The following is a 17617-nucleotide window of genomic DNA, read 5'->3' as shown; positions in this document are numbered from 1 at the left end:
AAAAGAAAACCTGTCCCATGTGCGGGACAGGTTTTCCTCATTTCAACCTTGGCTTGTTACACCGTAAAGCGTGACAAGGTTTCTTTCAGTTCAGTAGACACATTCTCCAGTTTGCCAGACAGATTGACCAGCTGGTTACTGATATTTTGCTGTTCACTGCTCAAAGAAGCTACTTCTTGGGACGTTGCAGAAGATTCTTCAGCTACAGCGCTGACATTGCTCATGGCTTCAGACAAAGTACCTTGAGATTTGTTTAAATCTCCAATAGAACCTGTCACCATGCCCAGACGTTCCACAAATGCACCCATCTGTTCCTGTACGGAAGCAAAGATGACATTGGTGTCTTTAACCGCATCCATCTGTTCCTTGAATAACGGATAGGCTGCCGACAAAGCATCCACGGTCTCATTCATTTCAGTCATGATTTTGTCTGTAATCTCTCCAACCATCTCAATGGATTGTCTGGATTGAGCCGCGAGCTGACGAACCTCATCAGCCACCACCATGAATCCGCGTCCTGCTGCACCAGCACGTGCTGCTTCAATGGTTGCATTCAGGGAAAGGATATTTGTCTGTTTCGTTATGTTTTGCAGCACTTCAAGCACTTTCAGAACAGAAGACGTACTCTCTTTCAGCGAATCAACCTTATTCACCAGTGCACCAATCATTTCTTCTGTCTTCTGCGTTTTGGTCATCAACTGATTCAGATGTTGTGTTCCTGTCTGACTGGACTTCTCTACATGACGAGCAGAATCACCCATCTGTTCATTAGCAGCGATTACACTCTGCATCTGACGAGAGATATTGTCAGTTAATTCATTGCCACGTTCCGCTTCGGTTGCCAAACTGCCTGCACCGCCTGCGATCTCTTCTGTAGCTACGGCAATCTCCGAAGCAGACACAGCCGTTTTCTTGGATGCACTGCTCAGCTCAGAGGCCGTATCCAATACTTCCTGCGCAGAACGATTGGTTTGTTCAACCAGCTTAGTAATCTGCTCCATCATCAGATTGAAGGCGGATGAGAGCTGACCAATTTCATCCTGGGAGCTATATGGTGTACGAACTTTAAGATTACCTTTCGCACCTTCCTGCATCAGGTCTTTCAATTTGCCGAGTGGACGAGCGATCATGCGCACCATCCAGATCCCGATCAATACTGCAATCCCCGCATCAATCAGTGCCATCCACAGGGTCAGAGTCAGAATGCCTTTTGCGTCCTGAACCAAAACAGAGGTAGGTATCATACCAACCAGTTTCCAATTGGATGTATCCATCGTACTGTATACAGCCAACATTTCCGTAGATTTTCCATCTACCATATACTCCGTATTCGTACTACCTGCTGGTTCGGTCAACTCTTTGACAAATGCAAGCTCTGTATCTTGTCCCGTACGATCCGAGATGGAGGATGCAACCACTTTATTATCCGGAGCAATCAGTTGAAGAACAGCTCCTGGACCCAGATCAAGCGATTTCAATTGTTCCTCCAGAACTTCCAGTTTCAGTTCAATAACCAGAACATACGACTGGGTCGTTCCCTGCAGGTTTTTCATTGAACGTGCAATTTTAAACGTTGGGGTTGAGCCATCTTCCTTGACCTCTGTTGGAAGCCAGCGATAACCGCCCGCCTCAATCAACTCACTGTACCATGCTTCCTGGCGAATGTTGCCCATGGATGAACTGTTGCTACCTGTACCCATAACGGACTTTGTATCGTCCGTAGGTACCAAATAAATCGCTTCCATAGATTTATTTGTAAATGCAACATTGGACAGTTGCTTGTTGATAGAACTTGAGTTTATGAATGTATCATACGCAGTCAGATTTTGATCTGACATTTTTTGTAGCAAGGACTGCATTTCTGGATCAAAGAAAATCTGTGTGGATGTATCGACAAACCTCTCTAAAATGATGTCCATTTTTTGCTTGGTCTGATCAATGGTCTCCTGATTGGCACGCGAGGCATTTTTCTCTATCGTACCTTTGGCCTTCGAATAGGATAATAGACCTAAACTCACTACAAAAATCATAATTCCCGCAAAAAAGATCAAGAACAGTTTAACCCCTACGGATTTAACCGGATTTGCCTTCTTAATCTGTTGGAAAGAAGAACCTCCAAGGTTTTTCCAATCCCGGTTTTTAAATTGTTTCTTCACCCAATCGGTCTTGATCCAGCCCAGCTTCAATTTACTACGGTCAAACTTAAGTAATTTTTTCCCATTCCCTGTAATTTTACTTTTACCTACTTTTTCTTTCTTCACTTTCTGAACCTGCTCAGGGTTAACCTGCTCGGATTTTATCACTTGCTCCCCACTGTCTTTCTGCTTCTTTTGAACCATTCCCATTCACCTGCCAGTTATTTACTTGTTGGATTTTTCTTTCTCTCCCCTATAAATATGTAGTATTCGACAGCTTTCTTCGTTCCCCTTTCACTTTCCAGAAATATTTTACAACTTTATTCCTATTTTTCTATAAAAAAAAGACCCCCATCTGCCGATAAACGGAGGTCCCCATGTAAATTTCATAACATTATGTTGTTAAATCATAATACAATATTGACACATTGTAGGTATTTGAGCCTACTTCTTTTTTCTCATCATATCGAAGTACGAAACCGGTTGATCTACCTTCATTTTAATCAGTTGCAACGGGTGACGAGCAACATCTAGAACATTGCCTTCTTCATCCTGTATTTCACCGACGACCTGTTTGAAAAAGTGACCACCCGGACCGAAAAATTCGATTTCCTGTCCTGGTTTGAAGTGATTGCGCTGTTGAATGGTTGCCATTCCTGTTTCAGCATCATACCCCATGACCAAGCCAGCGAAGTCAAAAGGTACAGCCTTTTCTTCCGGTTCATAGATATGATCTTCATGGTCTGGTGTGTCATAGAAAAATCCGGTATTCAACGGGCGATTTGCCGCTTTGTTCATTTCTTCAACCCATTCAGGTTTCAAAACATAATTTTCCGGGTCTGCCATATAGGCATCAATAGCTTGACGGTATACGTTAACCACGGTTGCCACATAGTGGATCGATTTCATACGTCCTTCGATCTTGAAACTGTCCACACCCACATCAATCAACTCTGGGATATGACCAATCATGCACAGATCCTTAGATCCCATGGAGAATGAATTATCCTGTTCCTGGAACAGGGGAAGCTGGTTCTCACCCAGTTTGAATGGCGCAGGTGCCTTCATCTGCATGTCCTCTTCGCTGACCCACACCGTATCTTCTCTCGCATCCTCGAACAGATCATACTTCCAGCGACAAGATTGGCAACAGCCGCCCCGGTTGGAGTCCCGATCCGTAAAATGGTTGGAGAGAACGCAACGTCCGGAATACGAGGAACACATCGCCCCGTGAATAAAGGCTTCAATTTCAATATCCACATTGGCCTTGATCTCTTCAATCTCTTCAAAGCTGGTCTCACGTCCGAGAACAACACGTGGAAGTCCTTCATCTTTCCAGAACTTCACGGCTTGCCAGTTGAGTGTGGATTGTTGAGTACTTAGATGTACCTCAAGGCCTGGCACAGCACGAAGCGCTACTTCAATAATAGCCGGATCGGCTACGATGATCGCAGAGATCCCCGCATTATAGAGGTTTTGCAGGTACGTTTCGATACCCTCAACATCCTCATTATGTGCATAGATGTTTGTCGCTACGAATACTTTGGCTCCATACTTTTTGGCAAACTCCACACCTTCACGCATCTCTTCAAAGCTGAAGTTATCAGCGTTGGAACGTAGTCCATAGGCCTGTCCACCGATATATACGGCATCTGCACCGTAATGGATCGCAAATTTCAGTTTTTCCAGATTACCCGCCGGAGCTAGCAACTCCGGTTTGTCCAGACGGTTACGTTTCCCCGAAAACTTCCGCTGTACCGCCACTGTTTCCATTCTGTTCACCTCATCTATTAATACACTTGTTCTTTATAGAAAAATCCAAACGACAATTCACGTTCAGGGTCCTGTAACTTCCGCACCTCAGCGAGCCACTCTTCATAGAACGCATATGCGTCAGCATCGGCTACATAACTGTCAATCGCTGTCCGATATGCACGTACAACCGCTTCATTGTAGGTAAGTGATTTTAACATACCTTCAATTTTGAAACTGTGCACACCCGCCTCCATCAACAGATGAAGATCTTCGAGGATACATATATCCTCTGAGCTCATAATGTGTGTACCGTTAATATCCTCGTAGATCGGGAACTTCTCATCCCGGCGTTCAGCCTCGATCAGGAACAATCCCCGTTCTTTTCCCAGATGTCCCTCAACCGGCCGTCCTTGATGAGCCATATAACTTTGCACCAGACTACGCTTGGAATGATAAATATTCGTCATACCATGCACCTGAACCTGAGCTTCCACCTTCAAAAAAGGAACCATTTCGGTCAACTCGTCCATATTCAACTCACGGGCAAGCACAACACGACTCGCTCCCTTGGTTCCCCAATAGTTGGCTGTCGCATAGTTCGTTGAAGTCATCTCCGCATTCCAGTGCAGCTTAACATGTGGCGCGTATTCCTTCATGGTAGCCAGCACGGATGGATCATTAAACTCCACACCATCAATACCGATTCTGCCAAGTGCTTGAACATATTCAGGCAATTCTTTCAACAGTTCGTTGGACATCAGATTAGTCATGGATACATACACACGCGCCTGATGTTTGGCTGCAATGGCAACCACCTCTGCTGTCTCTTCCACGCTAAAGCTGCCTGGAAGACGCATGCCGAATCGATCATCTCCAATGACCAGAGCATCTGCTCCAGCCTGGAGCAGCACTTCTGCCTCTTTCACATTCGCTGCTGTAACGAGCAGTTCATGTTTCTTACTCATATAATCCCCTCCGCTTATTGCGCAGCCTTACTTTTGGCTATATTTTGCTGGTGTTCTTTATACGTTTTGGCAAATAGATGTCCAGATGAGCCATCCTTTTTTGTCACATAGAACAGATACTCCGAAGCTTCCGGATTTAACGCTGCCTCAATGGACGGAAGACTTGGACTGGCAATTGGACCGGGTGGCAAGCCTTTATTCAGATACGTATTATAGGGACTTTTCACCTTTAGATCCTTGAAAAACAATCGTTCCTTCGGTCTGTCGAGCAGATATTGCACAGTAGCATCAATCTCCAGCTTCATATCCTGATTGATCCGATTGTAGATTACACCTGCAACCAGAGCACGCTCCTCATCCACTACAACTTCTTTCTCCACGAGTGACGCAATCGTCAGCAATTCATGCAGGGAAAGGTTCTTTTCCTGGAGCTTGGCTTCCAAATCAGGAATGGAATTAATCTTGGTCTGGAATTCTTCCAGCATCCGTTGCATCACATCATGCGTGGAACTTCCCTTTTTCAGCTCGTACGTCTCCGGGAACAGATACCCTTCCAATACGTAGCGAAGTTCTTCATCTACTGGAATATCTTTGATGATATCTACATCAAAGGCCGAAGGATCATTGGCCAGCTTGATGAATTCATCCCGATCTACAACATGCTCATAAGAAAGCTTACCCGCCATTTGCAGAACGTTATAACCCTCCGGAATCGTAAATTTCACCATTTCCTCCGGTACAACTTCACCACTACTCAGCTTGCTAACAATCTCATCATATGTCACGCCAGGATTCATAGAATATGTACCCGCCATGAAATTAGAACCTAGTTTCTTCCACTTTAAATACCCTTTGAAGGTTAACCCACTTCGAATAAGGCCTTCTTCTTGAAGCTGATCCGCGATTTTCGAAGTTCCCGATCCGCTCTTAATCTCGAATACGACTGGTTCTGTAGAAGCTTCCACAGGACGTATCATACTCCATACGTAACCGCCTGCGCCTCCGGCAAGAACTACAATGATAAGCAGTATGACTACAATTGCTTTCCCTTTCAAAAAAGAAACAACTCCTTTACACAACCAAAAAGAGCGGACTTCTCCGCCCTCCCGGTTTCTTCAATTTGAAGCTGATTTAATCTTCGTCAATGGGGAGTGTACACTCATCATACAGTTCCGAGATGTTCTCCCACTCATCATCATCGTCGATCGTAACTAACTCTGGCATGATCTGGTCTTCACTTCCAGGTGATACCCGCAGAAGTTCAACCTCGTCATAAGGTCGCAACGAACTGCGGAGCACCGCGTACTGCTGACCGTTCACTTCGAACTCAGCCAACAAGTCATACGGTTGTGATTTACCGTTCTCTTCCTCGAGCTCAACATGAGCACCGAATGCCAGACGCAGTGAATCTGTCCATTTCAGGTCTTTGCGGCTATATTCCGTCATTTAGTTCGCTTCCTCTTCATCTTCAGCAAGAAATGTATTAAACGTCTCCTCGACGATATCCCATTCGGCATCATCTTGGATGACGAAAAGTTTAATATCGTCGCCCTCTTCTTCATAACGGAATGCATATACATCCGTTTCGCCATCTTCAGGTTCAACCGGAGCAACCATCATGTACTTGGCCTCCGAACCATCTACTTCAAACTTCATGATGACTTCGAATTCCTCTTCATTACCCTCGTCATCCGCAATGTAAATAATTTCCGCTTCTTCTTCCATACCCAGTTGATCTTCAGCCATTGTTGATCCCCCTCACCTTCTACTATTGGCATCCAAATAATTTTGCAAAATCAAGCTTGCGGCCATTTTGTCCACAACCTGCTTGCGTTTTTTCCGACTGACATCCGCTTCAATCAGCGTACGTTCTGCTGCCATGGTTGTCAGCCGTTCATCCCAAAGGTGAACAGGTAAATTCAGTTCATCCCGCAGGCGATCGGCAAAAGCAATGCATATCTCACCGCGCGGTCCTACGGTGCCGTTCATGTTTTTGGGAAGTCCGACTACGATCTCACTAATCTCATGCTCACGCACAAGATCGGCAATCCGAGTGAACTCGCCTTCATCACGGCGGCGTTCTAGCACTTCCAATCCCTGGGCAGTCCAACCGAAGGCGTCACTCGCGGCAACTCCAATTCTTCGGTCCCCATAGTCCAAACCTAATATTTTCATCCATGCTCTCCCATCCTGGGGCCTGCTCAGGTCGATTGCAAATAATCGCCTTCTCAAGCTTCAGGCTGTCTTCTGTCGGTTCATTTCCCGCTGCCTGCAAGGCTGCAACACAGCGGAAGCGGCGTACATTACCGGTGATTGGCCAGATAGGAACGTACAAGCTCTTCAATCAGCTCATCGCGCTCCTTTTTACGGACCAGACTACGTGCGTTGTTGTGACGAGGAATGTATGCCGGGTCTCCAGAAATCAGATACCCAACAATTTGGTTGATCGGATTATACTCCTTATCGACCAATGCATCATATACCGTGAGAAGAATCTCTTTGGATGATGCTTCCTGTTCGTCACCTTTCACATTAAATTTAACCGTCTTATCCATGGAGTCCATTGATGACACCTCGCTCCTGCATGAACATGGGGACCATGTCCTGCCGAATTGATTTCTGTTTATATAATAACATATTCTGACTGCCACAAGTAAACAAAGGATAAGGCAATTGTGTTTTTTGCTTGTCCTTTACTGGCTTCAGCATATTGCATCATTCGATTCCACACGCTCTCGGGTACAAAAAATAAACGAACAGAACCATTTCGATTTATTTTTTGACGATTGAAAGCCACTCAATGGATTTATGCATTATGCCCGCTAACCAGCGAAACTGCCAGTTTCAGCGCTTCATCCAGCTTGGTCGCATCCTTACCTCCGGCTTGCGCCATATCTGGACGGCCACCGCCACCGCCGCCGCATATTGCTGCGACTTCTTTGACGATTTTGCCTGCGTGTAATCCTTGTTTTACTTGTTCAGCAGGTACTGCTACAACAAAATTCACCTTGCCGTCTGCTGGAGCACCCAATACGAGTACCGCGTTAGGCAATTTTACTTTCAACTCATCTGCCACTGTACGCAGCGCATCCATGTTCGGAGCATCTACGCGTGCTGCCAGCAATTGTGTATTTCCTGCTTGTACCACTTGATCGGTCAATTGACCCGCTTCCATGGCACTCAGCTTGCTTTGCAGGGATTCAGTCTCTCTGGCTGCTTCTTTCAGTTGTTGGTTCAGACCTTCAATCCGTTTAGGTACATCAGCCACATTTGCTTTGAGCAGTGCTGCTGATTGTTTAAGCAGTTCCAACTGGCTTTCCACATACAGATATGCGCCGCGGCCAGTTACAGCTTCGATCCGGCGTACGCCGGAGCCAATTCCGCTCTCGCTCACCAGTTTGAAGATTCCGATCTCTGAAGTATTATTTACGTGACAGCCGCCACAAAGTTCCAAACTGTAGTCTCCGACTTGAACAACACGTACAATATCTCCATATTTTTCGCCAAACAGGGCCATTGCCCCCATTTCTTTGGCTTCATCAATAGCTTTCAGCTCGATGTTCACGTTCAGACGATTCCAGATCTGTTCGTTCACCTGACGCTCAATTTCTGTCAACTCTTCCGGCGTAATACTACCGAAGTGAGAGAAGTCAAACCGCAGACGCTGTGGCTCTACGAGCGACCCCGCCTGGTTTACGTGAGTTCCGAGCACATCTTTGAGTGCCTTGTGCAGCAAGTGGGTAGCCGTATGGTTTTTGATAATGTCGCCACGTTTCGCTGAGTCTACTTCGGCATTGATCACATCGCCTACACGCAGTTCACCAGACTCCACAGTCACCAGATGTACATGTTGTCCAAGTGGAGCTTTGAACAAACCTTGTACTTTTGCTGTTACACCAGCACCTCGCAGCAAGCCCTGATCACTCACTTGACCGCCACTTTCCGCGTAGAATGGAGTCTTGTCCAGAACAACCTGACACGTCTGTCCTTCGCCTACAGATTCAACAAGGGCGTCACCAGCTACGATGGCTACCACTTTTGCTTCCGTCAACAGGTCAGTATAACCAACAAACTCGCTTTTAACCTCCAGGTCAGCAAGTGGTCCGCCTTGAACTTTCATGCTCTCGTTCTCTTGACGTCCAGCACGTCCAAGCTCACGTTGTTTCTGCATAGAAGCATCAAAACCTTCACGATCCACAGTCAGTCCATGCTCTGCAGCATAATCTTCTGTCAGGTCAAACGGGAAACCGTACGTATCATACAGCTTGAAAGCTTCAGGGCCGCTAATAACGGTGCGTCCTTCGGATTTGGCTGTGCCGCTGATATCAGCCAGAATAGCCAGACCATCTGTGAGTGTTTCGTGGAAACGCTCTTCCTCGGTTTTGATTACTTTGGCGATGAACTCCTGTTTGTCTACTACCTCAGGGTAGTACATGCCCATCACTTCACCAACGGTTGTTGTCAATTCATACAGGAATGGACGGTCAAGTCCAAGCACTTTTCCATAACGAACTGCACGGCGAAGCAAGCGACGGATGACATATCCACGTCCTTCATTACTTGGCAGAACGCCATCACCTACTGCAAAAGCAACCGTACGGATATGATCGGCAATGACTTTCAATGCAACATCAATCTCTACGCTGTCGTTATATTTCACACCCGCAAGAGCGGCTGTTCTTTGAATCATCGGTTGGAACAGGTCTGTGTCGAAGTTGGAATCCACATTTTGCAGAATGGAAGCAAAACGCTCCAAACCTGCACCTGTATCAATGTTTTTGTTAGGAAGCGGTGTGTAGCTACCATCTTTGTTATGGTTGAACTGGGAGAATACCAGGTTCCATACTTCCAGGTAACGTTCGTTTTCCCCACCTGGATACATTTCAGGATCACTCATGTCGTTTCCGTAAGCTTCGCCGCGGTCATAGAAGATCTCGGTACAAGGTCCACATGGGCCTTCGCCGATATCCCAGAAGTTTTCATCCAATTTAATGATACGCTCAGCAGGCAGTCCTACTTTTTCGTTCCACAGTTTGAAAGCTTCTTCATCTTCCGGATATACCGTTACGGAAAGACGTTCCGGATCGAATCCGATCCACTCTTTGCTGGTCAAGAATTCCCACGCCCAAGTAACCGTCTCTTCCTTGAAGTAATCTCCAATAGAGAAGTTGCCAAGCATTTCGAAGAACGTATGGTGACGACGCGTTTTACCAACATTCTCGATATCATTGGTACGGATACATTTTTGGGAGTTCGCTAGACGCGGGTTCTCCGGCTTCTCACGTCCGTCAAAATATGGTTTGAGCGGTGCCATACCTGCATTGATCCACAGAAGAGAAGGATCGTTGTGAGGCACGAGCGATGCGCTCGGCTCGATTTTGTGACCTTTACTTGCAAAAAACTCTATCCATTTGGACCGGATTTCACTAGCTTTCATACTGGATGCCCCCATTAAATTATAATAGTCCGTTGCGTATTCGCTCCGGTTGGTCAACATTGTTTTTGTAAAAATAAACACAAAAAACGCCCCTGAATAATCAGGGACGATGTTATCGCGGTACCACCCTGGTTATTGCTGTTTATCCCTTGCTGCCCGGACAAACAAACAATCTCCTCGTTCATGCGAAATAACGGTCGCTCCCGGCAGGGTTGTCCTGCACTCCGAAATTAGCTTTCCGCCGCTTCATCTTTCAAGACTCTTCCAGCCATCAGTTCAGGCTCACCCTGATCCGATGAAGTCTATTCTCTGAGGAAAGGAACCCTCGGCGTACTTTATTTCATCATCGATTTCGTATTCTCAACATACACACTCATTATATCGGTAGCACAAGCGGGTGTCAACGCGGCCTCGTTGATGTTTTAACCTTGCTATTTAGACGGTCCTTCGTTTGATGTAATAGGCGAAAAAGTGTTGCACAATCACCTTCAGCACGGCAAAAACGGGTACTGCCAAAATTAAACCTACAATGCCTGCCAGTTCGCCTCCGACGAGCAGTGCAAATATAATCGACAGTGGATGCAGATGCAACGTACGTCCCACCACCTGAGGAGAAATAACGTTGCTCTCCAGCACCTGGCACAGTGTGTTCACAATGACAACAAGTAACACCATTTTAAACGACACGGTTGATGCCATGACCACAGCAGGAGCAGCTCCAAGGAACGGCCCCAAGTAGGGCACAATGTTAAACACAGCTACAATGCTTGCAAGCAGCAGGGCATACGGCATATCAATGACGATATAACCAATGTAGGCAAAGATACCAACAATGACACAGACAATAAACTGTCCCCGAATGTAGTTCCCCAGTGCAGTATCGATCTCTTTCATTACCGAGACAATCGCTTTCCGACGTGAACGCGGAAGATACGCCACAATCGTGCGCTCAAACACCTCAAAGTCTTTTAACATATAAAAGATCAGAAATGGCACGATAAACACATTGAATAACACATTAATGGTCGCCCCGATATTGTCCATTAACACGGTAATTCCCTGAGTTAGTCGATCCTCCATCTGAAAAAACCAGCTGTTCATGCCTGTTCGCACACTTGGCGGCATTAATTTGTGATCCATATTGTTCATCAGGCTCTGGGCACGCATGGACAGTTCCGGCATATGCTCGTTGAGTTCCCCCAGCTGTTCAATCAATACCGGAATGACATTCATCAGAATGACACCGAGGCAGGTCAGGAAAAAGGCATATATGAGTAGTACCGCAATCGTACGCGGCACCTTGCGCCCTCCCAGCATGCTGACAATCGGATTAAGTACATAGGATATGATAAGGGCTACGATAAAGGGCGCCAGCACTGTTTTCAGGAACGCATATATGTGAAGCAGTAAAGGCCGCAGCAGCCAGATAAAATATAAAATGATTAATCCGAGCAGCAGCCAGATCGCGTAACGGAACAGCTTGTTTTTGGTTAATTGCTCCACTTGCATCTCTCCTTATTGGACTGGCTCTGAGAGTCAGTATATGTAGGAAAGGTAAAATTTATTAACACAGCGCAGAAGTGGAAAGGAGCAATCCGAACATTTTTTCCTCAAACCCAAAAAACGCCTCCTTCATCAGAGAAGGAAGCGCATTTTGCAGTACAGGTTAGCATATAATCATACATACACCAGCCGAACCACTATGTAACCGCATCTATATACATCTGCCAACAATTAACGACAGTCTCCCATGACAGACATTGTCATGAAACCGCATATAGAGGAAGTTATTCTGCTTCTTAAGAAGAAGCGTGAAGATGAGGGAAGTCTTGTGGCAGCTCGTCCCCGAAAAACAGATCATCCAGGGAACTCAGCGTACCGTCTTCTTCCACCTGATATACAGACATTTTCTCACCGTTCACCGTTAATTCGATAAAGCATCCCCAGCAATAAAACTGGTGGGAACCAATTTTCCCGATATCTTTGGAACTACAGTTTGGACATTTCATATTCATTCACCTATCCATTAACAGAATGAATGGCATTTTCCAAGCGTTGTTCACTCAGAGACGGCACCATAATGGCACTTTCCCCGATGGACATATCGCTTGTACATGGCAGCCATTTGCGGCCCTCGATCAGATCGGACACAAAACCGTCCGTAATTTCAATCCCTATTATTGTATTTCCCAACTCTTGGTCAAAATAAACATCGGAGACACGCCCAAGCAGCAAACCTTCTTCGGTGAGCACGGACATCTCCTTCAATTTAGACCGACCGAGGAGGTACGTGTATTTTATGTCGTCGGCTCCCGTCTTGCGGACAGCCTGTTGATTACGGATCATGACGGCATCTTCGCCGTAGGCAACGATATCTTGCCACTGCACGATTTTGACATGATTGGTAAACAGACCTTTGTTCTCAAGCTCAATGCCTTCGATCTCCCAATCATCATTCACAATGAAATCCTGGATTTTACCGACCTGCTTCCCGTCCTCAACATCAAAAACGGCAAGTCCGATCATTTCCTGAAGCTTCATCGTTGGGTCCCCCTCATCTTCTTATCATTAAATAGGCGCGGCGCTATTGCTAGGTATGCCCAAAGTTGATGAGTGGCAATCAGACGCCGATCATCAAAACCGCTTCTATCCAACCGATGAAATGGAACTTCTTCCCTCCTTCTGTTCCATGTGTAAAGTTCCCCTTAGGGTCTATTACGCAGTCGTCCAAGAATGGTTCCAATTTTTTCGGCGGTTATCATGATTTCTTCCGTAGTATTACCCAATCCCCAGCTAAATCGAATCGCAGAGTGTAAAAATGTTTCAGGCAATTTCATCGATTTGAGCACATGAGAGACTTCAAGTGAACCGGAAGTACAGGCAGAACCGCTTGCAACAGCAATCCCTTCCATATCCAGATTCATTAACATCGTCTCTGTGGACACTTCCGGAAAGCTGATATTCAGGATGTTTGGCAGCGTATGTTCCAGGTGTCCATTCACGTGAAAGTGCTCCGTACCCACATGAATTTCAAGCTGTTCCAACAAAAGTTTACGCAATTCCAAATCATGCTGACGATGCACCTCCGTCTGTGCTGATGCAATTTTGAGAGCCTCTGCAAATCCGGTAATACCTGCGATATTTTCCGTACCAGCCCGACGCTGACGCTCTTGCAACCCACCGTGAGCTCTTGCTTCCAGCACAATTCCTCGCCGTACATAGAGTGCACCCACGCCCTGAGGTCCGTTGATTTTATGCGCAGAGAAGCTGATCAGATCCACAGGCAGTTCCTTACAGGAAATATTCTGGCTGCCCAGAGCCTGAACCGCATCGGTATGGAAAAGGATATTATGCTGACGGGCAAGCTCACCTACCTCGCGAATCGGCTGAATGGTGCCCACTTCATTGTTGGCATACATCATGGTAATCAGCACCGTATCCGGCCGAATGGCCTCTTGCAACTCATCCAGATTTATTCGTCCATGACGATCCACAGATAGATAGGTTACTTCATAACCTTGCCGCTCCAATTCCTGACACGTATGCAAGACAGCATGGTGCTCAATTGCGGTTGTAATGACGTGTTTCCCCTTCTCCTGCCTGGATACCACTGCTCCAAAGATTGCCAGATTGTCGCTCTCCGTGCCGCCTCCGGTGAATACCAATTCGTCCGGGAAACAGCCCAAAGACGCCGCAATGACATCCCTTGCTCCGCTGACAGTCCGTTTGGCCTCACGCCCAAAGGCATGGATACTTGATGCATTGCCAAATTGTCCTGTCATGACGTTCATCATCGCTTCTGCGACTTGTGGATGCATAGGTGTCGATGCGGCGTGATCCAAATAAATTCGTTTCATTTATCTTCACCCCGTTATATGTTAAATTATCTTATTTTTCTGTTATGGAATATGTTTCGTAGCCTTATATGCTCACCAACCGCAAGCCATTGTAAAAACATATGTTATGGCATGGATAAAGCCCCCAAATGGGGGCTCAAGTATGTTACCATGTCATGCTCATCGCAGTCCTTGTTAAATATAGAACATGTAGCTGTCTTTTTTGTCCTGATCTTGGAAGGTAATGAGGTCTTTCAGTGTTGTGGAATCCAACACTTCCGCAATGCCGTCACGGATACGCAACCATAGATCACGTTTCGCCGGATCATCTTCCTCTGTGAAATCCACTGGAGAGATTGGCCCTTCCAGTACACGGATTACATCGCCTGCAGTCACGGTTGCAGGATCACCCGCAAGGATATAACCGCCGTAAGCACCTCTAATGCTCTTCACTAGTCCTGCATTACGCAGTGGAGCGATCAGTTGCTCCAGGTAATGCTCCGAAAGCTGGTTGCGCTCGGCAATGCTTTTAAGTGATGTAGGGCCTTCGCCTGTTCTGGCAGCAAGCTCCATCATGATTGTGAGGCCGTAACGGCCTTTTGTCGATATTTTCAAAGGAGTCACCTCTTTCAATTTTCAGAAACGATTGGAAACTTTATATTTAATCCTATGGTCCATGACCGTATGTTTCACGATCTGTCCACAGCGGAGATGCATTGAGATTAGCATAAACCTTCTAATCCTCCGTATTCCGATCATAACCCTCAGCTAATGTTAACATATCTGCATGCTTTATGGAAAAGAAAGATTGACGATATTCCAAAATGTGCGCCTGTGGTGGACACTATCCAAAATTGGCCGGGTGTATCGTATCTTGAGTCCGGTTATGCTAGAATAAGAAACGAAACACATTTATATATAGAAATGGTGATAACGATGTCCAAAACAATTGAAAATACACGGGTCGTCGTTGGCATGTCCGGAGGTGTCGATTCTTCAGTTACCGCACTGCTGCTGAAAGAGCAAGGGTACGATGTCATCGGCATTTTCATGAAAAACTGGGATGACACCGACGAGTTCGGCCACTGTACCGCTGAAGAAGATTCAGAGGATGTACGCCGTGTATGCGAACAGATCGGCATTCCTTACTACACTGTCAACTTCGAGAAAGAGTATTTTGATAAAGTATTTACCTATTTCCTTGATGAATATAAGTCGGGCCGCACGCCAAATCCGGATGTCATGTGTAATCGTGAGATCAAATTTGGTGAATTCCTGAACAAAGCTCTAGATCTCGGCGCAGATTATGTAGCTACAGGACACTATGCTCGCCTGATTGAAGAAGATGGCACACTCAAGTTGCTTCGTGGTGTGGACAACAATAAGGATCAAACGTATTTCCTTAACGCACTCAATCAGAACCAGCTGTCCAAAGCCATGTTCCCGATTGGTCATCTGCCCAAACCGGAAGTACGCAAAATCGCAGAAGCGGCTGGTTTGTATACTGCCAAGAAAAAAGACAGCACAGGTGTCTGCTTCATCGGTGAGCGTAATTTCAAAGAGTTCCTGAGTAACTATCTGCCTGCCAAAGGTGGAGACATGGTTGATATCGCAACCGGTGAAGTCAAAGGTCGCCACGACGGTCTGATGTACTACACACTTGGACAGCGCCAAGGTCTTGGCATTGGTGGTTCCGGCAATGGTGAACCCTGGTTCGTTGCAGACAAGAACCTGGAGAAGAATCAACTGCTTGTTGTTCAGGGCGATGCCCATGCAAGCCTGTACTCCACTGGTCTTACCGCAACGGGTGTGAACTGGATTGCTGGTGCAGAGCACATGCCTAATGTGCCATACCGTTGTACTGCCAAATTCCGCTATCGTCAGCCGGATCAAGGTGTAACATTGACCTGGCAGGTAGATGGAAGTGTGGATGTACAATTTGACCAGCAGCAAAAAGCCATCACGCCAGGACAAGCCGTTGTTTTCTACGACGGAGAGGTCTGCCTGGGTGGGGGTACGATCGATCAGGTGCAAAAAGTACCTGTACCCGCAATGCAATAATAGAGCTTGTCCATTAAAATGCGGATTATACACAATACCGTGTATCCCTATTAAAAAAGCCGTCTTTTGGTATTATCCCCTTTAAGTAGACACTTAAAAAAACCTTCATGTTATCATGGAGGTTCAAGTGATACTTGGAGGGGATATTTTTATGGCGAAAAAAGGGCAAACATTTCAGACGTATACTGAAGAATTCAAATTGAATGCAGTTAGATCCTATGTCGAAGGTTCTTCAAGTTACAAAGTAGTCGCTGAACGCGAAGGAATTCGCAACTGTTCACAACTGAAGGTGTGGGTGAAAAAGTGGAAAAACGGGGAAGCGTTCGATGAACGAAAAAACAGTGTGCCCAATCCATTGAAGGGACGTCCCCGTACAGCCTTTGGTAGCGTGGAGGAAGAACGAGACTATCTTCAAGCACAGGTGGATTATTTAAAAAAGCGGTATCCAAATCTAGTAAAGGAGAAGCGCTGAGCCAACGGGAGAACTACGATATCATCGATGAATTGCGCTGCTCGCATGGCATTACACGCCTACTATCGATTACAGGAATACCCCGATCCAGTTACTATAAATGGCGAGCAACCCAGCCGCAGCGAGACGCAAGACAAGAACGTGACCGTGAGATCAAAGAACACATGATGGCTATTCATTTTGAAAACCGAGAGTTTGGTTATCCTCGCATGACAACGGCGTTGTGGGAGGCTGGTCTGAACGTGAATCACAAGAAAGTATGGCGAATCATGCGGGAACTATCGATCCAATCGGTAATTCGTAAGAAGCGGAAGAAGTCCAGCTATACGCCATCTGTGATCTATCCGAATCGCCTGAAACGCAAAATTCACGCTACAGCACCCCAGCAAAAAATGGTGACGGATATTACCTATATTTCGGATGGGAATTCATTTGTTTACCTGTCCGTGATTCAAGACTTGTTCAACAACGAGATTGTAGCTTGGCAGTTATCTAAACGGAACGATGTTCAGCTCGTATTGGATACGGTGGAACAATGGACACAAAAAAGAGACGTTTCAGAAGCCGTGCTCCATTCGGATCAGGGCTTCCAATACACGTCTCAGGCGTACAACACACGATTAGAAGCATTCGGCGTCAAAGGCAGCCACTCTCGCAAAGCAACCTGCCTGGATAACGCATGCATCGAATCCTTCTTTTCGCATCTCAAGACAGAGAAGCTGTACCTTAACCAGTGTAATTCAGAAGCAGAGATTCGACAAGCCGTGGAAGATTACATGTACAATTACAACTACCGACGCTTTCAAGCCAAACTTAAACAGCGCGCACCGATTGAATATCGATGCGCACTGGCAGCATAGCTTTTTTCATCTGTCTACTTGACAGGGGTATGACCACTTTCATGTATACCATGAAGGATGGCTTTTTTCCTGCTTATTTTTGCAAAAAAATTAAAA

At 46.1% G+C, this 17617-nt stretch carries 17 protein-coding genes; 3 read left to right on the top strand and 14 right to left on the bottom strand.

The genetic code is table 11. The features are described from left to right. Positions 1-56 precede the first annotated feature (56 nt). The 14 genes from ACDJ59_RS02275 to cymR form a co-directional block, all read right to left on the bottom strand. Positions 57-2345 (bottom strand): methyl-accepting chemotaxis protein, encoded by a 2289-nt coding sequence (locus tag ACDJ59_RS02275; protein ID WP_413407481.1) that lies wholly within the window; start codon positions 2343-2345, stop codon positions 57-59. 234 nt (positions 2346-2579) lie between these two features. Next, the gene (locus ACDJ59_RS02270; protein WP_413407480.1) at positions 2580-3908 is read right to left on the bottom strand and encodes a peptidase U32 family protein; all 1329 of its coding nucleotides are present in this window, start codon (positions 3906-3908) and stop codon (positions 2580-2582) included. Positions 3909-3925: 17 nt separating this feature from the next. Then, complete coding sequence (locus tag ACDJ59_RS02265; protein ID WP_413407479.1) at positions 3926-4855, bottom strand: peptidase U32 family protein; 930 nt, start codon at positions 4853-4855, stop codon at positions 3926-3928. A 14-nt stretch (positions 4856-4869) separates the two neighbouring features. Further along, complete coding sequence (gene mltG / locus ACDJ59_RS02260) at positions 4870-5910, bottom strand: endolytic transglycosylase MltG (RefSeq protein ID WP_413407478.1); 1041 nt, start codon at positions 5908-5910, stop codon at positions 4870-4872. Positions 5911-5986: 76 nt separating this feature from the next. Next, on the bottom strand, positions 5987-6301 hold the full coding sequence (locus ACDJ59_RS02255) for a DUF1292 domain-containing protein (RefSeq protein ID WP_047844066.1): 315 nt from the start codon (positions 6299-6301) through the stop codon (positions 5987-5989). After that, on the bottom strand, positions 6302-6601 hold the full coding sequence (locus ACDJ59_RS02250; RefSeq protein ID WP_017686820.1) for a DUF1292 domain-containing protein: 300 nt from the start codon (positions 6599-6601) through the stop codon (positions 6302-6304). A 12-nt stretch (positions 6602-6613) separates the two neighbouring features. Then, positions 6614-7030, bottom strand: coding sequence for a Holliday junction resolvase RuvX (ruvX, locus tag ACDJ59_RS02245; RefSeq protein ID WP_340399215.1), 417 nt, complete (start codon positions 7028-7030; stop codon positions 6614-6616). A gap of 128 nt (positions 7031-7158) precedes the next feature. Beyond that, positions 7159-7419, bottom strand: a complete 261-nt coding sequence (locus ACDJ59_RS02240; RefSeq protein ID WP_036616950.1) for an IreB family regulatory phosphoprotein — start codon at positions 7417-7419, stop codon at positions 7159-7161. Between the two features lie 242 nt (positions 7420-7661). Further along, positions 7662-10292, bottom strand: a complete 2631-nt coding sequence (gene alaS, locus ACDJ59_RS02235; protein WP_047844067.1) for an alanine--tRNA ligase — start codon at positions 10290-10292, stop codon at positions 7662-7664. A gap of 435 nt (positions 10293-10727) precedes the next feature. Next, positions 10728-11795: an AI-2E family transporter gene (locus tag ACDJ59_RS02230; RefSeq protein ID WP_413407475.1), complete on the bottom strand. Its 1068-nt coding sequence runs from the start codon at positions 11793-11795 to the stop codon at positions 10728-10730. Positions 11796-12091: 296 nt separating this feature from the next. Beyond that, positions 12092-12301 (bottom strand): hypothetical protein, encoded by a 210-nt coding sequence (locus tag ACDJ59_RS02225; protein WP_017686815.1) that lies wholly within the window; start codon positions 12299-12301, stop codon positions 12092-12094. Positions 12302-12311: 10 nt separating this feature from the next. Further along, positions 12312-12833 (bottom strand): PRC-barrel domain-containing protein, encoded by a 522-nt coding sequence (locus ACDJ59_RS02220; protein ID WP_017686814.1) that lies wholly within the window; start codon positions 12831-12833, stop codon positions 12312-12314. Positions 12834-12997: 164 nt separating this feature from the next. Further along, positions 12998-14149, bottom strand: a complete 1152-nt coding sequence (locus ACDJ59_RS02215; RefSeq protein WP_413407474.1) for a cysteine desulfurase family protein — start codon at positions 14147-14149, stop codon at positions 12998-13000. A gap of 174 nt (positions 14150-14323) precedes the next feature. Continuing rightward, the gene (gene cymR, locus ACDJ59_RS02210; RefSeq protein WP_076212458.1) at positions 14324-14743 is read right to left on the bottom strand and encodes a cysteine metabolism transcriptional regulator CymR; all 420 of its coding nucleotides are present in this window, start codon (positions 14741-14743) and stop codon (positions 14324-14326) included. Between the two features lie 321 nt (positions 14744-15064). Here cymR and mnmA point away from each other — a divergent pair, with 321 nt between their 5' ends. The 3 genes from mnmA (at position 15065) to ACDJ59_RS02195 (ending at position 17521) form a co-directional block, all read left to right on the top strand. Then, positions 15065-16189, top strand: a complete 1125-nt coding sequence (gene mnmA, locus ACDJ59_RS02205) for a tRNA 2-thiouridine(34) synthase MnmA (protein ID WP_413407473.1) — start codon at positions 15065-15067, stop codon at positions 16187-16189. A gap of 151 nt (positions 16190-16340) precedes the next feature. Beyond that, positions 16341-16661 carry a transposase gene (locus tag ACDJ59_RS02200; RefSeq protein WP_413405187.1) on the top strand — a complete coding sequence of 107 codons (321 nt, stop codon included), beginning with the start codon at positions 16341-16343 and terminating at the stop codon, positions 16659-16661. After that, positions 16658-17521 (top strand): IS3 family transposase, encoded by an 864-nt coding sequence (locus ACDJ59_RS02195; protein WP_413409694.1) that lies wholly within the window; start codon positions 16658-16660, stop codon positions 17519-17521. Before ACDJ59_RS02200 ends, ACDJ59_RS02195 begins: the two co-directional genes overlap by 4 nt. The last annotated feature ends 96 nt before the right edge of the window (positions 17522-17617 follow it).

Source organism: Paenibacillus amylolyticus (assembly GCF_047302515.1).
Taxonomy (GTDB): domain Bacteria; phylum Bacillota; class Bacilli; order Paenibacillales; family Paenibacillaceae; genus Paenibacillus; species Paenibacillus amylolyticus_G.
The sequence above is the reverse complement of the archived record's forward strand: the minus strand, read 5'-3'. Positions and strand labels throughout refer to the sequence as shown.

Excerpts from the sequence above, each read along its gene's own strand:
- ACDJ59_RS02270 (WP_413407480.1), bottom strand. The coding sequence starts at position 3,908 with ATGGAAACAGTGGCGGTACAGCGGAAGTTTTCGGGGAAACGTAACCGT.
- ACDJ59_RS02265 (WP_413407479.1), bottom strand. The coding sequence starts at position 4,855 with ATGAGTAAGAAACATGAACTGCTCGTTACAGCAGCGAATGTGAAAGAG.
- ACDJ59_RS02255 (WP_047844066.1), bottom strand. The coding sequence starts at position 6,301 with ATGACGGAATATAGCCGCAAAGACCTGAAATGGACAGATTCACTGCGT.
- alaS (WP_047844067.1), bottom strand. The coding sequence starts at position 10,292 with ATGAAAGCTAGTGAAATCCGGTCCAAATGGATAGAGTTTTTTGCAAGT.
- ACDJ59_RS02200 (WP_413405187.1), top strand. The coding sequence starts at position 16,341 with ATGGCGAAAAAAGGGCAAACATTTCAGACGTATACTGAAGAATTCAAA.
- ACDJ59_RS02225 (WP_017686815.1), bottom strand. The coding sequence starts at position 12,301 with ATGAAATGTCCAAACTGTAGTTCCAAAGATATCGGGAAAATTGGTTCC.
- ACDJ59_RS02250 (WP_017686820.1), bottom strand. The coding sequence starts at position 6,601 with ATGGCTGAAGATCAACTGGGTATGGAAGAAGAAGCGGAAATTATTTAC.
- ACDJ59_RS02240 (WP_036616950.1), bottom strand. The coding sequence starts at position 7,419 with ATGGACTCCATGGATAAGACGGTTAAATTTAATGTGAAAGGTGACGAA.
- mnmA (WP_413407473.1), top strand. The coding sequence starts at position 15,065 with ATGTCCAAAACAATTGAAAATACACGGGTCGTCGTTGGCATGTCCGGA.
- ACDJ59_RS02275 (WP_413407481.1), bottom strand. The coding sequence starts at position 2,345 with ATGGGAATGGTTCAAAAGAAGCAGAAAGACAGTGGGGAGCAAGTGATA.
- ACDJ59_RS02220 (WP_017686814.1), bottom strand. The coding sequence starts at position 12,833 with ATGAAGCTTCAGGAAATGATCGGACTTGCCGTTTTTGATGTTGAGGAC.
- ruvX (WP_340399215.1), bottom strand. The coding sequence starts at position 7,030 with ATGAAAATATTAGGTTTGGACTATGGGGACCGAAGAATTGGAGTTGCC.
- ACDJ59_RS02215 (WP_413407474.1), bottom strand. The coding sequence starts at position 14,149 with ATGAAACGAATTTATTTGGATCACGCCGCATCGACACCTATGCATCCA.